Source organism: Nocardiopsis sp. iso_238 (assembly GCF_056173325.1).
Genome location: NZ_CM149668.1, coordinates 3,148,852 through 3,160,998 on the forward strand (window position 1 = coordinate 3,148,852; position 12,147 = coordinate 3,160,998).

Annotated in this window: 11 protein-coding genes; 3 read left to right on the forward strand and 8 right to left on the reverse strand. The window is 72.6% G+C overall.

The features are described from left to right. Window positions 1–2: 2 nt before the first annotated feature. Entirely contained in the window at window positions 3–584 is a 582-nt protein-coding gene (locus AC0VYL_RS14185; RefSeq protein WP_475463067.1) for a GTP-binding protein, read from the forward strand. A gap of 149 nt (window positions 585–733) precedes the next feature. Here AC0VYL_RS14185 and AC0VYL_RS14190 read toward each other — a convergent pair whose 3' ends face one another. Continuing rightward, window positions 734–2,725, reverse strand: a complete 1,992-nt coding sequence (locus tag AC0VYL_RS14190) for a BTAD domain-containing putative transcriptional regulator (protein WP_475480406.1) — start codon at window positions 2,723–2,725, stop codon at window positions 734–736. A gap of 163 nt (window positions 2,726–2,888) precedes the next feature. Between AC0VYL_RS14190 and AC0VYL_RS14195 the strand changes: the two genes are divergently transcribed. After that, the gene (locus AC0VYL_RS14195) at window positions 2,889–3,767 is read left to right on the forward strand and encodes an alpha/beta fold hydrolase (RefSeq protein WP_475480407.1); all 879 of its coding nucleotides are present in this window, start codon (window positions 2,889–2,891) and stop codon (window positions 3,765–3,767) included. Between the two features lie 73 nt (window positions 3,768–3,840). Here the strand turns inward: AC0VYL_RS14195 and AC0VYL_RS14200 are convergent, their stop codons facing one another. The 3 genes from AC0VYL_RS14200 to AC0VYL_RS14210 all read right to left on the reverse strand — a co-directional run bounded on the left by AC0VYL_RS14200 (window position 3,841) and on the right by AC0VYL_RS14210 (window position 6,843). Further along, on the reverse strand, window positions 3,841–4,659 hold the full coding sequence (locus tag AC0VYL_RS14200) for an ABC transporter ATP-binding protein (protein WP_475480408.1): 819 nt from the start codon (window positions 4,657–4,659) through the stop codon (window positions 3,841–3,843). A 61-nt stretch (window positions 4,660–4,720) separates the two neighbouring features. After that, complete coding sequence (locus AC0VYL_RS14205; RefSeq protein ID WP_475453157.1) at window positions 4,721–5,812, reverse strand: FecCD family ABC transporter permease; 1,092 nt, start codon at window positions 5,810–5,812, stop codon at window positions 4,721–4,723. After that, window positions 5,809–6,843 carry a FecCD family ABC transporter permease gene (locus AC0VYL_RS14210; protein WP_475480409.1) on the reverse strand — a complete coding sequence of 345 codons (1,035 nt, stop codon included), beginning with the start codon at window positions 6,841–6,843 and terminating at the stop codon, window positions 5,809–5,811. The genes AC0VYL_RS14205 and AC0VYL_RS14210 overlap by 4 nt, the downstream gene beginning before the upstream one ends. Before the next feature lie 160 nt (window positions 6,844–7,003). Between AC0VYL_RS14210 and AC0VYL_RS14215 the strand changes: the two genes are divergently transcribed. Continuing rightward, entirely contained in the window at window positions 7,004–8,008 is a 1,005-nt protein-coding gene (locus AC0VYL_RS14215) for an ABC transporter substrate-binding protein (RefSeq protein WP_475453161.1), read from the forward strand. A gap of 21 nt (window positions 8,009–8,029) precedes the next feature. On the opposite strand, the gene AC0VYL_RS14220 is transcribed toward AC0VYL_RS14215, so the two are convergent. From AC0VYL_RS14220 to AC0VYL_RS14235, 4 genes are all read right to left on the reverse strand, one after another. Further along, window positions 8,030–9,091, reverse strand: a complete 1,062-nt coding sequence (locus AC0VYL_RS14220; RefSeq protein WP_475480410.1) for a DUF6924 domain-containing protein — start codon at window positions 9,089–9,091, stop codon at window positions 8,030–8,032. A gap of 206 nt (window positions 9,092–9,297) precedes the next feature. Next, complete coding sequence (locus AC0VYL_RS14225; RefSeq protein WP_475480411.1) at window positions 9,298–10,065, reverse strand: sulfite exporter TauE/SafE family protein; 768 nt, start codon at window positions 10,063–10,065, stop codon at window positions 9,298–9,300. 241 nt (window positions 10,066–10,306) lie between these two features. Further along, a complete protein-coding gene (locus AC0VYL_RS14230) occupies window positions 10,307–10,945 on the reverse strand; it encodes an alpha/beta hydrolase (RefSeq protein WP_475453167.1) in 639 nt (212 codons plus the stop codon). Then, window positions 10,942–11,892: a ring-cleaving dioxygenase gene (locus AC0VYL_RS14235; protein WP_475453169.1), complete on the reverse strand. Its 951-nt coding sequence runs from the start codon at window positions 11,890–11,892 to the stop codon at window positions 10,942–10,944. Before AC0VYL_RS14235 ends, AC0VYL_RS14230 begins: the two co-directional genes overlap by 4 nt. Between the last annotated feature and the right edge of the window lie 255 nt (window positions 11,893–12,147).

Sequence of the window (12,147 nt, forward strand, 5' to 3'; positions counted from 1 at the left end):
TGATGGAGGGCTCGGTGGCCCAGGGTGGTCCCGTTCCGGACACGTTGAAGATCGTGGTCGCGGGTGGTTTCGGGGCGGGCAAGACGACGCTGGTCTCGGCGTTGAGTGAGGTGGAGTCGTTGCACACCGAGGAGGTGATGACCTCCGAGAGCGTGGGTGTGGACGATCTGGACGGTGTGGAGGGCAAGACCACGACGACGGTGGCGTTGGACTTCGGTCGGATCACGTTGGACGGGTCGACGGTGGTGTACCTGTTCGGGACGCCGGGTCAGCGGCGGTTCTCGTTCATGTGGGAGGAGTTGGCGCAGGGGGCGTTGGGTGCGGTGGTGCTGACGGACACGCGCCGGTTGGCCGACTCCTTCGACGCGATCGACTTCTTCGAGTCGCGTGGGGTGCCGTTCGTGGTGGCGGTGAACTGTTTCGACGGTCAGCGCACGCACCGCGCGGAGGACGTGCGGGTGGCGTTGGACGTGGCCGACGGTGTTCCGGTGCTGCTGTGTGACGCCCGTGACCGGGAGTCGGTCAAGGAGGTCGTGGTGGAGCTGGTGTCGTTGGTGTTGCGTCTGGAGTTGTCGGGGGCCTAGCCGGGTGGCGGGGGCTTCGGCCCCCGCCACCCGGGTGGTGCTCCCGCGCGGTGTCCTTCGACTTGGATCTTCAAGTCAGGGGTTGAGGGTTTTGGTGTTCAGCCCCCGGGGATGGAGCCAAGAAGTCCCAAATGCACCGAATATCCGCATCAGGTGTTCAGGGCGCGCCGGAGGTCGTCCAGGTGCTCCGCGACCGGGCCCAGGGTGAGCATGCCGGTCTGGGCCCCCGCCCCCTCCGCGACGGCCGGGGTGAGCGCCCTCAGGGCCCTCCGCATGGCGGGCCGGTCCCCCAGTGCGACCGCGGCCCGGGCCACCAGCGCCCACCTGGCCTCCAGCAGGAGGTCGCGCGGCGACTCCGGCAGGCGCGCGAGCGCGGCGGCGGCCTCGTCGTACCGGTGACGGGCGAGCAGCACGTGAGGGCGCACCCAGGGTGCGTGGGGTCCGTAGTCGACACCCGCGTCCGTGGGGGCGGGCAGACCGTGCCGCAGACGCAGACACAACCGAGCCAGCGGTTCCCACCCGTGTTCGAGGCCCGGCATGCCCGAACCCCGCAGCGCGGACGCGGCGTCACGCAGGGCACCGGACGCGCTCTCGAAGGGGACATCGGGGTCGGCGGCGGCGCGCAACGCCCGGTACCAGCGCACGAAGACCCCGGTCAGCGGGCGTTCGTGCCGCTCCCCCAGCTCCCACGCGGTGTGGGCGTGGTGGTCCGCCCCCGTCCAGTCGGACAGCGCGGCGAGGGACTGCACCCGGATCAGGTGGCCCAGGATCCGGAAGGTGACCAGGTCGTGCCGGGTGGCCAGGGTGACGAGCTCGGCGCCCAGGGCGTCGCGCTCGAGTGCCAGTCCGGTCCGGTGGAAGGTCTGCATGTAGCGGGCGTTCAGGGCGAAGGCCAACAGGGTGGGCTCGCCCAGGTCCCGGGCGAGCCGCTCGGCCTCGGCGGCCGCCTCGGGCCCGCGGGAACCACGGGTGCCGCGTGACTCCAGCGCGACGGTGGCCGACAGTCGGGCGCGGGCGCCGTCGTGTCCGGTGTCGGGCAGCGCCGCCAGGGTGCGTTCGGCGGCGGCGACCACCCGGGCGGACTGTTCGGGGTCGTCCACCCGCGTCCAGTTGGCGGGGACGTCGTAGGCGCCGATCACCCTCGCGGTCAGGAGGGGGTCTCCGAGCTCCTCGGCGGCGGTGACGGCGGCCAGGCGCTGCGCTCGGGCGCTCTGGAGTCCTTCGGGGCCGGTGACGGCGAGGTCCCGCAGCAGGTTGACGGTGGATTCGAGCCGACCCCGCACGCCGGGGGTGACGCGCTGGTAGGCGTCGGCCGCCCGGTTCCACAGCTGGTCGCCGGGGGCGGAGCCCGCGTCGGGGTGCGGCCCTCCGGGGGGATCGGGTTCGAGGACGGCGTCCTGGCGCAGGATGTCCTGTTCCAGACGGCGCAGGGCGGGGCCGGGGTCCACGCCCAGAGTCTCCACCAGCAGGGTGCGGGCCCGGCGGAGCACGGCGAGGGCGTCCCCCTGGCGTCCGGTGCGGTACAGGGCCAGGGCGAGCAGACGCCAGGCGTCCTCCCGCCAGGGGTGTTCGGCCACGTGGGCGTCCAGGTCGGGGACGGCCTGGGCCGCCCGGCCGAGGTCGAGCCGGACCCGGGCGAGGTGTTCGAGGGCGCCCAGCCGCAGTTCGGCCAGGCGGGCGCGTTCGGTGCGGGCCCAGGGGGCTTCGGGGAAGTCGGCGTAGGCGGGCCCGCGCCAGGGCTCCAGGGCCTGCTGGAGGAGTGTCAGGGCCGGTTCGGGCGGGAGGGTGGCGGCGCGGCGGAGGCGGTCCTCGAACAGCCAGGCGTCGACGGTGTCCGGGGCGGCGTCCAAGGCGTAGCCGGGACCCCGGGTGGTCAGCAGGGCGGCGGGGGCGCGTGGTGGGCGGTCGGGTTCCAGGGAGCGGCGGAGCGCGGCGACGAAGGTGCGCACGGCGCTGGTGGCACCGGCGGGCGGGGCGCCCTCCCACAGGTCGTCGACGAGGAGTTCGACGGGTACGACGCGTCGTCGGGCGACGATCAGCCGGGCCAGGACCGCGCGATGACGTGGTCCGCGCAGGGCGAGCTCGTCTCCGGCCCCGTCCCAGGCGGTGACGGGGCCGAGTACCCCGAAGCTGACCCGCACCGGTGTGCCTCCCCCGTCGGTCGTGTGGTCCGAGGTCAACGTACCGCCTGGTCACCGATGCGGCGGCCCCGTGCCGTCCGGAGCCCGGGGCGTTCACTCATCCGTTACTCATCGGTGGGCGACAGGCTGGGTGGGTTCCCGAAAACGAGTGAGAGGTTGACCCATGGCTCCGGTCATCGAGGGATTCGAGTACGAGCGGGTGCGGGTGGCCCCCGAGGTGTCGTTGAACGCGGCGGTCGGGGGGTCGGGGCCGCCCCTGGTGCTGCTGCACGGGTTCCCGCAGACCCACCTGATGTGGCGGCACGTGGCCGCCGACCTGGCGGCCGACCACACGGTGATCTGCCCCGACCTGCGCGGCTACGGCGACAGCGACAAGCCCGAGGCGACCGGGCCCGAGGTGTACTCCAAGCGGACCATGGGCGCGGACGTGGTCGAGCTGGCCCGGGCCCTGGGGCACGAGCGGTTCGCGCTGGCCGGGCACGACCGCGGGGCGCTGGTGGCCGTACGCACGGGCCTGGACCACCCCGGGACGGTCACGCACCTGGCCAGCCTGGACGTGCTGCCGACCCTGGACATGTGGGAGGCGCTGCACGGGGTGCGCGGCGCGGTCGGCTTCCACCTGTACCTGATGGCCCAGCCGCCGGGGCTGCCCGAGCGGATGATCGCCGCCAGCGCGGAGGAGTTCTTCGGGTACTTCCTGGACGCGTGGGCCACCGAGCCGGGGGCCGTCCCCGAGGAGGTGCGCCGCGCCTACCTGGACGCCAGCGCGGGGGCGGTGGACTCGATCGTGGCCGACTACCGCGCCTCAGCCGGGATCGACGTCGAGCACGACGAGGCCGACCGGGCCGCCGGGCGGCGCCTGGAGATGCCGGTGACGGTGCTCCAGCAGGACTGGGGCGCGGCCCTGGGGTACGACGCCGCCGCGCTGTGGGGGGCGTGGGCCGACGACCTGCGGCACACGACGGTGGACAGCGGGCACTTCATGGCCGAACAGGACCCGGCCGGGGTGGTGGCTGAGCTGCGGAGCCTGCTGAAGCGCTGAACGGACGCGGTCCCGGGGCGGGTGAGGGGTCCCGGCCCCTCACCCGGCGGCGGAGGGCCCCCGGGCTGCCCGCTCAGTGGTGGTCGCGGGCCTTCCCCCGGCGGTCGACCGGGACGATCATCGGCGTGTGGGTCTCGGGGTCGGGGATGATCCGCACCGGCAGCCCGAACACCTTCTCCACCAGGTCGGCGGTGACCACCGTCGCGGGATCCCCCTCGGCCACGATCTCACCGTCCTTCATCACGATCAGGTGCGTGGCGTAGCGGCAGGCGTGGTTGAGGTCGTGCAGGACCGCGACCAGGGTGTGCCCCTGCTCGGCGTGCAGGTCGGCGCACAGGTCGAGCATGTCCATCTGGTGGGCGATGTCCAGGTACGTGGTGGGTTCGTCCAGCAGCAGCAACGGCGTCTGCTGGGCCAGGACCATGGCCAGCCACACCCGCTGGCGCTGACCGCCGGAGAGTTCGTCCACGGACCGGTCGGCCAGCGCGCCGACCCCGGTGGCGGCCATCGCCTCGGTGACCACGGCCTCGTCCTGCGCCGACCACTGACGCAGGAAGCTCTGGTGCGGGAAGCGGCCCCGGGCCACGAGGTCGGCCACACCGATACCGTCCGGGGCGATGGACGACTGCGGCAGCAGGCCCAGACGGCGCGCGACCTCCTTGGCCGGGTAGGAGCTGATCACCTGCCCGTCCAGGAGCACGTTGCCCTGCGCGGGCCTGAGCGTGCGCGACAGGGCCCGCAGCAGCGTGGACTTGCCGCACGCGTTGGGTCCGACGATGACCGTGAAGGAGTTGTCGGGGATGCGCACGGCCAGGTCGCGGGAGATGACGCGCTGGTCGTAGGACAGGGTGAGGTCCTGGCCCGAGAGGCGGTTGCTGGCGTCGTCGGTCATCGTTCTCTTTCGGGTGGGGCTGGGCGGTGGCTGCTCGGAACAGGATGCGGTGCGCGGCCGGTCAGGCCCGGCCGCCGCGCCATTCGGTGTAGAGCAGCCAGATGAGGTAGCTGCCGCCGATGACGGCGGTGACGACACCCACGGGCAACTGGGTGGGGGCCATCAGGCGCATGGCGACGAGGTCAGCCAGGACCAGCAGCGCGGCGCCCATCAGGGCGGCCCCGACCAGGGTGGTGCCGCCGGTACGGGTCAGGCGCCGGGCCAGCTGGGGCGCGGCCAGGGCCACGAACCCGATGGGTCCGGCGACGGCGATGGCCGCGCCGGTCAGGGCGCTGGCGGCGGCCAGGGCGATGATCTGGGTGGACTGCGCGTTCACGCCCAGTCCCCGGGCGGTGTCCTCGCCCAGTTCCAGGAAGCGTAGGCGCTGTCCGACGGCGAAGATGATCGGGGCGAGCACGACCAGGCCGATCCACACCGCCGCCGTCTCGCTCCACCCCCGGCCGTTGAGGCTGCCGATCATCCAGATCTGCGCGCCCAGGGCGTCGGTGAGGTCGGCGCGGGTCATGAGGTAGTCGCGCACCGAGGCGAGCATGGCGCTGATGCCGATGCCAACCAGGACCAGCCGGTACCCCTGGACCCCGTTCTTCATGGCCAGCAGGTAGACCACCCCGGCGGTGATCAGCCCGCCCGCGATCGCCCCCAGGGAGACCACCAGCCGACCGGCGCCCAGGATGAGGATGGCGGCCACGGCACCGGTGGCGGCTCCGGAGGTGAACCCGATGATGTCGGGGCTGCCCAGCGCGTTGCGGGACAGGCTCTGGAAGACGGCTCCGGCGATGCCCAGGGCGGCGCCCACACCGATCGCGGTCAGGGCCCGGGGCAGGCGCACACCCTGCACGAAGAACACGTCCAGGCGCTCACCGTACCCCAGGAGGGCGCCGGGCACCGCCGAGAGCGGGATCTCGTAGTCACCGACCGCGACCGACACCACCAGGGTCGCCAGGGTGACGGCGATCAGCGCCAGGCTGATCACGAGGGTGCGCGGGCGCACCAGGAGGGAGATCCGGCCGCCGCGCGAGCGCCAGGCGCGGGTCCCGCGCGGGGTGAGGCGCGCGGACGCGGTCTGCGGTCGGGATGTCAGGGTGTCACTCACAGCTGGGCCATCTTTCTGCTGCGGACCAGGGCGATGAACAGGGGCGCCCCGACGAGTGCGGTGATGATGCCGACCTCGAGTTCGGAGCTGGGCAGGATGACGCGTCCCACGGTGTCGGCGGCGGTGAGCAGGATGGCGCCCAGGACCGCCGCGTAGGGCAGGAGCCAGCGCTGGTCGGGGCCGGTGATCACACGGGCGGCGTGGGGGATGATCAGGCCCACGAACCAGATGGGTCCGGCGGCGGCGGTGGCGGCGCCGCACAGCAGGATGACGCCCACGGCGGTGCCGGCCCGGATCAGGGGGATCTTGGCACCCAGGGTGGCGGCCAGGTCGTCTCCCAGGGCCATGGCGTTCAGCGAGGGGCCCAGGGCCAGGGTGACCAGGATGCCGACGACCAGGAAGGGGGCGACCTGGAGGAAGAGGTCGAGGTCGCGTCCGGTCAGCGATCCGACCTGCCAGAACCGGATGCGGTCGAACACGAAGTCGTTGAGGACGATGACGCCGTAGATGATGCCCTGGAGGACGGCGGCCAGCGCCGTCCCGGCCAGGGCCAGGCGCACGGGGGTGGCGCTGGCGCGACCGCGTGACCCCAGGGCGTAGACGGCGATCGCCGCCAGGGCCGCGCCGAGGAAGGCGGGCCAGACCAGGGCGGAGCCGCTGGCGCCGAACACGAAGACGGCCACGACCACGGCCGCGGCGGCACCGGAGTTGATGCCGAGGATGCCGGGTTCGGCCAGGGGGTTGCGGGTCAGGGCCTGCATCAGGGCCCCGGCGAGGCCGAGGGCGGCGCCGACGAAGATCCCGATGATCGTCCGGGGAACCCGCAGGGTGCGGATCACGTCGTGGTCGTAGGAGCCGTCGTAGGAGGTCAGGGCGGCCCACACGTCGGCGGCGGGGATGGGTTTGGCCCCGACGGTGACGCTGAGGAGCGCGCACAGGGCGAGGACGCCCAGGGCGACCAGGAGGCCGATGGGGCGAATGACGCGTCTGGTGAGGGTGGGGCGCGTTGGTGCGGTCGCGCGCAGGGCCACGGGTTCCCCGTTCGTCTTACTGGGTGCTGGTGGGTGGTGATGAGGCTCGCCCGTGGTGGAACCGGCGGAGCGTCGCGGAGGTCCTGGTCGGAATCGGCCAAAACCCACCCGGACAGGTTAGCCTTACCTACCTCACGTTCGCACGGAAGGGTCCCCTCAGATGCCCGAACTCACACGCCCGCTACGTCCCTTGAGCGTGTTCGCCCTCGTCGGGACCCTGGCCCTGACCGCCTGCGGCACCGACGGCGGTAGCCCCGGCGGGGGCGGGGACACCCGGACGGTCGAGGGAGCCAACGGCACCGTGGAGATCCCCGACTCCCCCGAGCGGATCGCCGTGCTCTGGCGCCCCACCCTCGCGGCCCTCACCCTGCTGGGCCACGACGCGGTCGGCACCATGGGCACCCCCGGAGAGGCCGACCAGGGACTCGCTCCCTTCCTACCCGATGACGTGGACGGCGCCGAACTGACCCTGGTCACGAGTTCACCGGTCGAGGACGACGTCAACATCGAGGAGCTGGCCACGGCGGCGCCCGACCTCATCATCGGGGTGAGCACGCCCAACGGCACCCAGGCCGGGATGCTGGACAACCTGGAGGCGATCGCGCCCACGGTACTGCTGGAGTGGGAGGGCACCGGTTCCTGGCGCGGCCACCTGGAGCAGGTCGCCCGGATCCTGGACGCCGAGGCGGAGTCCGAGGAGGCGGTGGCCGCCTACGACACCGCGATCGAACGGGCCCGCGCCGACCTGGCCGGGGCCGGTGTGGACCCGGCCGGTACCGAGCTGTCCCTGGTGCGGTTGCAGAGCGACACGGAGATCCGCCTGGAGACACCGGAGTCGTTCCCGGGGCAGATCGTGGCGGACCTGGGCTTCGCCCGCCCCGACACCCAGCTGGAGGGCGAGGGCGACACCGACTTCGTCCCGCACAGCTACGAGAACCTCGACCAGGCCGACGGGGACGCGGTGTTCGTCATGGCCGGTTCCGGGTACCCGGACGCCCCCAGAACCTTCTCCGACGGCCTGTGGGCCAACCTGGACGCGGTCGAGGAAGAACGGCTGTACCGGGTGGACCACGACTTCTGGGGCTCGGCCAACTACCACGGCGCCCACCGGATCATCGAGGACGTCACCACGGCCCTGACCGGTGGGACGGACCCGGCGGTGTAGTCCGGGAACGAGGTGGTTCGGTCACCAACCCCGCCAGGACCGCCTCTCCCTCTCCGTCATGACCGCCGGCCCGTCCGGCGAGCCCTGGTTCATCCAGTCCGAGAGGTCGTTGTTGCCGACGAAGAGGTTCGCGACCATGCTCCGCACCTCCTCCGGAGGCAGGCGGAAGGACCACCCGACGTTGTCCTCCAGGGGGACGACCAGGACGGTGCGCTCGGAACCGCCCATGGAGGCCCGGTCGGCGATCACCACCACCTCCTCGCCCGGCTCCTCGTCGTCCTCGTTCTGGCGGACGGTCGCCATCACCTGTTCCGGTGTGGCCCCCGCGAAGGCCGGGTCGTCCACGATCTGCACGTGGGGGACGTGGTCCTCGGGGGTCTCGACCCGGGGGTCGGGGCGGTCCGCGTCCGCCGCGAGCGCGGCCCAGGCGCGGTCGTCGCTGAAGTCGGTGCGCACGAGCAGCCCCGAGTTGTTCTGGGTGATCACGGGCAGGGGTGCGGCGGGCGGCCGGTAGTGGGGTGGACGGGCCGACGTCTCCAGGACATCACCCATCAGGTGGGGTGAGCCGTCCGACCAGTCCTCGTAGGACTCGCCGGGTTCGAGGTCGGCCTCGGCGGCGCCGCGGTCCCTGTGGTGATCCAGGGTGTCCTCGATGCTGGGGCGGTGCGTGACCAGGTAGGTCATGGCCGCCTGGCGGGGCGTGACGCGGAAACGGTGGAGGTCGTCGTCACTGGGGAGAAAGGCCGTGAGCGGGCGCAGGCCGGGATCGCGGGTGGTGCCGCCGTCGGCGATCAGGACCAGGTCGGGAAGCCAGGCGCCCTCACCGTTCAGGGCCTGAAACACCTCCGCGGGGACGACGCCCCGCCAGGCGGGGTCCTGGGCCACGAGCAGGCGCCGGGGGATGGGCCCCTGGGCCGGGGGCAGGGGCTGCCCGGGGACATGGGCGACCATGCCGGGCAGTTCGCCCATACGGACGAGCACGTCGTTCCAGGCCTGGTCGTCGCAGTCGCCACGGATCAGCAGCGCGCCGGGCACACGCCCGGTCTCGTCGTGGGGCGGCGGGGGCGGGGCGGGGAAGTTCACGGGGGGCCTCTTCACGGTCACGGCGTGCGGTCCGTTCCGTTGTACAGGGCGTCACCGACACACCGGCGCCGCCCCGGCTACGCGGGGAGGCGAGGAGGACCCGCTCCCGCTCCGCCGGGTCGGGGACCCCCACATGGCGGCGGCCGCCCGGAACAGGATCCGGGCGGCCGTGGCCGAACGGCCCCGGGGCGTGTCCGGGCGGGAACTCAGGAGAAGACGTCCCAGGCCATGCGGGCGAGCAGGGCGAGCACCACGACGAGCAGCACCGCGCGGACGAACCCCGACCCCCGTTGCAGGGCCATGCGGGCGCCGACCTGGGCGCCCAGGATCGTGCAGACCGCCAATCCCAGGCCGAGCAGCCAGTCCACGTGGCCACCGAGCCCGAAGACCACCAGGGCGCCGATGTTCGTGCACACGTTGACGATCTTGGCCGAGGCCGAGGCCTGGAGGAAGTCCAGGCCGAGCACGGCGGTGAAGGCGACGATCAGGAACACGCCCGTGCCGGGGCCGATGATGCCGTCGTAGAAGCTCACACCGAGCCCCGCCAGGGCCAGGACGGCCAGGATCCGGTTGCGGGTGCGCAGGGCCGGGTCGGGTGAGGTGCCCATGGCGGGTCGGAAGACCACCATCAGGGCCACCCCGGCCAGGACGACCATGATGATCGGCTTGAGCACGTCGGCGGTGAGCGCGGTGGCCAGTGCGGCGCCCAGCCCGGAACCCAGCAGGGCGAGCCCGGCGGTGGGGACCACGACCCGGCGGTCGATCCGCACCTTGCGGGCGTAGGCGATGGCGGCGGAGGTCGTGCCGAAGACGGCGCCGAGCTTGTTGGTGCCCAACAGCGTGGCCAGGGGCGTGTTGGGGGCGGCGACCATGAGGGCGGGGAGCAGCAGCAGGCCCCCTCCTCCGACGACGGCGTCGATCCAGCCCGCGGCGACGGCGGCGAGCAACAGCAGTCCGAGGATTTCGGGGTCCATCACCGGATCTGCGCAGTGTGGGAGTGGCTCATCAGCGGTCTTCCATGACGGGGAACGGGGCGCGAGCCAATCTAGCCACCGGTGTGTACCGTTTTGGTACGGACCCGGCGCGTTGGTCCCCTTACATGGAAACGCCGCAGCAGCCTGACGACGTGGATTCACCCCGGGGCGAAGAGAAGCGGTGACGCCCGGGTTCAGGGAGCGCCACCGCTGCGATACGGGGACCCGAGGGCCCCCGGGCTCAGAACCCCGCGCGGGCGAACCAGTCCCCGGCTTCGGCCAGCACCTCCGGGGTCAGCTGGTGCCCCCCGGGGTGCTCGCGGACCAGGACCTCGGCGCCCCGCTCCCCCAGCTGGGAGGCGAGCAGCCGGGACTGGTCGACGGTGGTGATGGGGTCGGCCACGCCGTTGCCCAGGAACACGCGCGTTCCCGACAGGTCCACCGGCCCGGGTTCACGACCCTGGAGCGGGGCACCGCCCGCGAACAGCGCCGCGCCCACGAACAACCCGGGGTTGAGCAGCAGCAGGCCCGCACCGGTGTTGGCCCCGTTCGAGAAGCCGCTCACCACGATCCGCTCGGGGTCGAGGTCGTAGGCGGCGGTGGCGGCCTCGACGAACCCCGCCAGCTCGGCGGTGCGCTCGATGAGGTCGTCGACGTCGAAGACGCCCTCCCGCAGCCGCCGGAACCAGCGGTTCATGCCGTTCTCGTCGACCTTGCCACGCGGGGAGAGCAGCGCGGCTCCGGGCGCCAGGGCGCGGCCCAGGGGCAGCAGGTCGTGTTCGTCGGCGCCGGTCCCGTGCAGGAGCAACAGGGTCGGCCCGTCCGGAGCGGTGGCCGGCTCGAAGACGTGGACGAAGTCGTCGACCGAGGTCGGGGTCACTGGTCGACCTCCACGCGCGGCAGGCGGGCGGCGATCTGCTCGTGGCTGGGCTCCAGCCACGGCGGCAGCTTCAGCGAGCGGCCCAGTTCCAGGAGCGGTTCGTCGTAGTCGAACCCGGGACCGTCGGTGGCGATCTCCAGCAGCACGCCGCCGGGCTCTCGGAAGTAGATCGAGGTGAAGTACGTGCGGTCGCGGATCTCGGTGACCCCCACGCCGTCGTCCTCCAGGCGCTGGCGCCAGGACTCCTGCACGGGGGTGTCCGGGGCGCGGTAGGCCACGTGGTGGACGGTTCCGGCGGCGACCATGCCGCGCTCGGCCTTCGGGTCGGCCAGGACGTCCACGATCGTGCCGACGCCCTCGCCGGTGTCGTTGGTCCGGAACCGCATCCGGTTGCCGTCCTCGCCGTCCAGGTGGAAGCCGAGCTGGTCACCGAGCATCAGGGCCGTGGCGTCGGCGTCGTGTTCGGTCAGGGTGACGGCGCGGATGCCCCGGATGGCGTGGTCGACGGGGACCGCTCCCCCGTCCCAGGGGTCGGTGTCGTGGTGGTCGGCGCTGGCCGCCAGTTCGATGAGGAGGCCGTCGGGGTCGCGCAGGGTGAGGACGTCCTCCTCGCCGCGTTCGGCGGGGCGGGAGGTGGGGACGTTCAACGCGGCCAGGTGGTCGGCCCACCAGCCCAGGGAGCCCTCGGGCACGGAGAAGGTCGTGGTGGTGGCCTGGCCCGCGCCGATCCTGCCCTTGGGCGCGTCGGGCCAGGGGAAGAAGGTCATGATGGTGCCCGGGTTGCCCGCGCGGTCACCGTAGTAGAAGTGGTAGGTCTCGGGGGCGTCGAAGTTGACCGTCCTCTTGACCATGCGCATGCCCAGCGCGTTCAGGTAGAAGTCGGCGTTGGCCTGGGGGTCGCTCGCGATCGCGGTCACGTGGTGAATCCCCGAGGGGCGCACGTCCATGTCCTTCACCCTTTCTCGTCCGGCTGGCCACAACAAGTTGAATCTTAAACTACTTGCACTCGGCTGTCTCTCCTACCCTTTCCCTCCAAGGGGCGGGTCGTCGCCATCACGGGGCAAAGGAACGTGCGGACACGCCCGCCGCGGAACCGCTCCGACCAGCGCGGACGGGTTCCGGACTCCGGTCCCGTCCCGCGACCGCCGGTGGGGCACATCTCCCCAACCCTCGAATGCGGCGCATTCCGTGACGTTCCGGAG

Bases quoted from the DNA above. Each gene is read 5' to 3' on its own strand.
- AC0VYL_RS14185 (WP_475463067.1), top strand. From the start codon at position 3: ATGGAGGGCTCGGTGGCCCAGGGTGGTCCCGTTCCGGACACGTTGAAG.
- AC0VYL_RS14195 (WP_475480407.1), top strand. From the start codon at position 2,889: ATGGCTCCGGTCATCGAGGGATTCGAGTACGAGCGGGTGCGGGTGGCC.
- AC0VYL_RS14200 (WP_475480408.1), bottom strand. From the start codon at position 4,659: ATGACCGACGACGCCAGCAACCGCCTCTCGGGCCAGGACCTCACCCTG.
- AC0VYL_RS14215 (WP_475453161.1), top strand. From the start codon at position 7,004: ATGCCCGAACTCACACGCCCGCTACGTCCCTTGAGCGTGTTCGCCCTC.
- AC0VYL_RS14225 (WP_475480411.1), bottom strand. From the start codon at position 10,065: ATGGACCCCGAAATCCTCGGACTGCTGTTGCTCGCCGCCGTCGCCGCG.
- AC0VYL_RS14235 (WP_475453169.1), bottom strand. From the start codon at position 11,892: ATGGACGTGCGCCCCTCGGGGATTCACCACGTGACCGCGATCGCGAGC.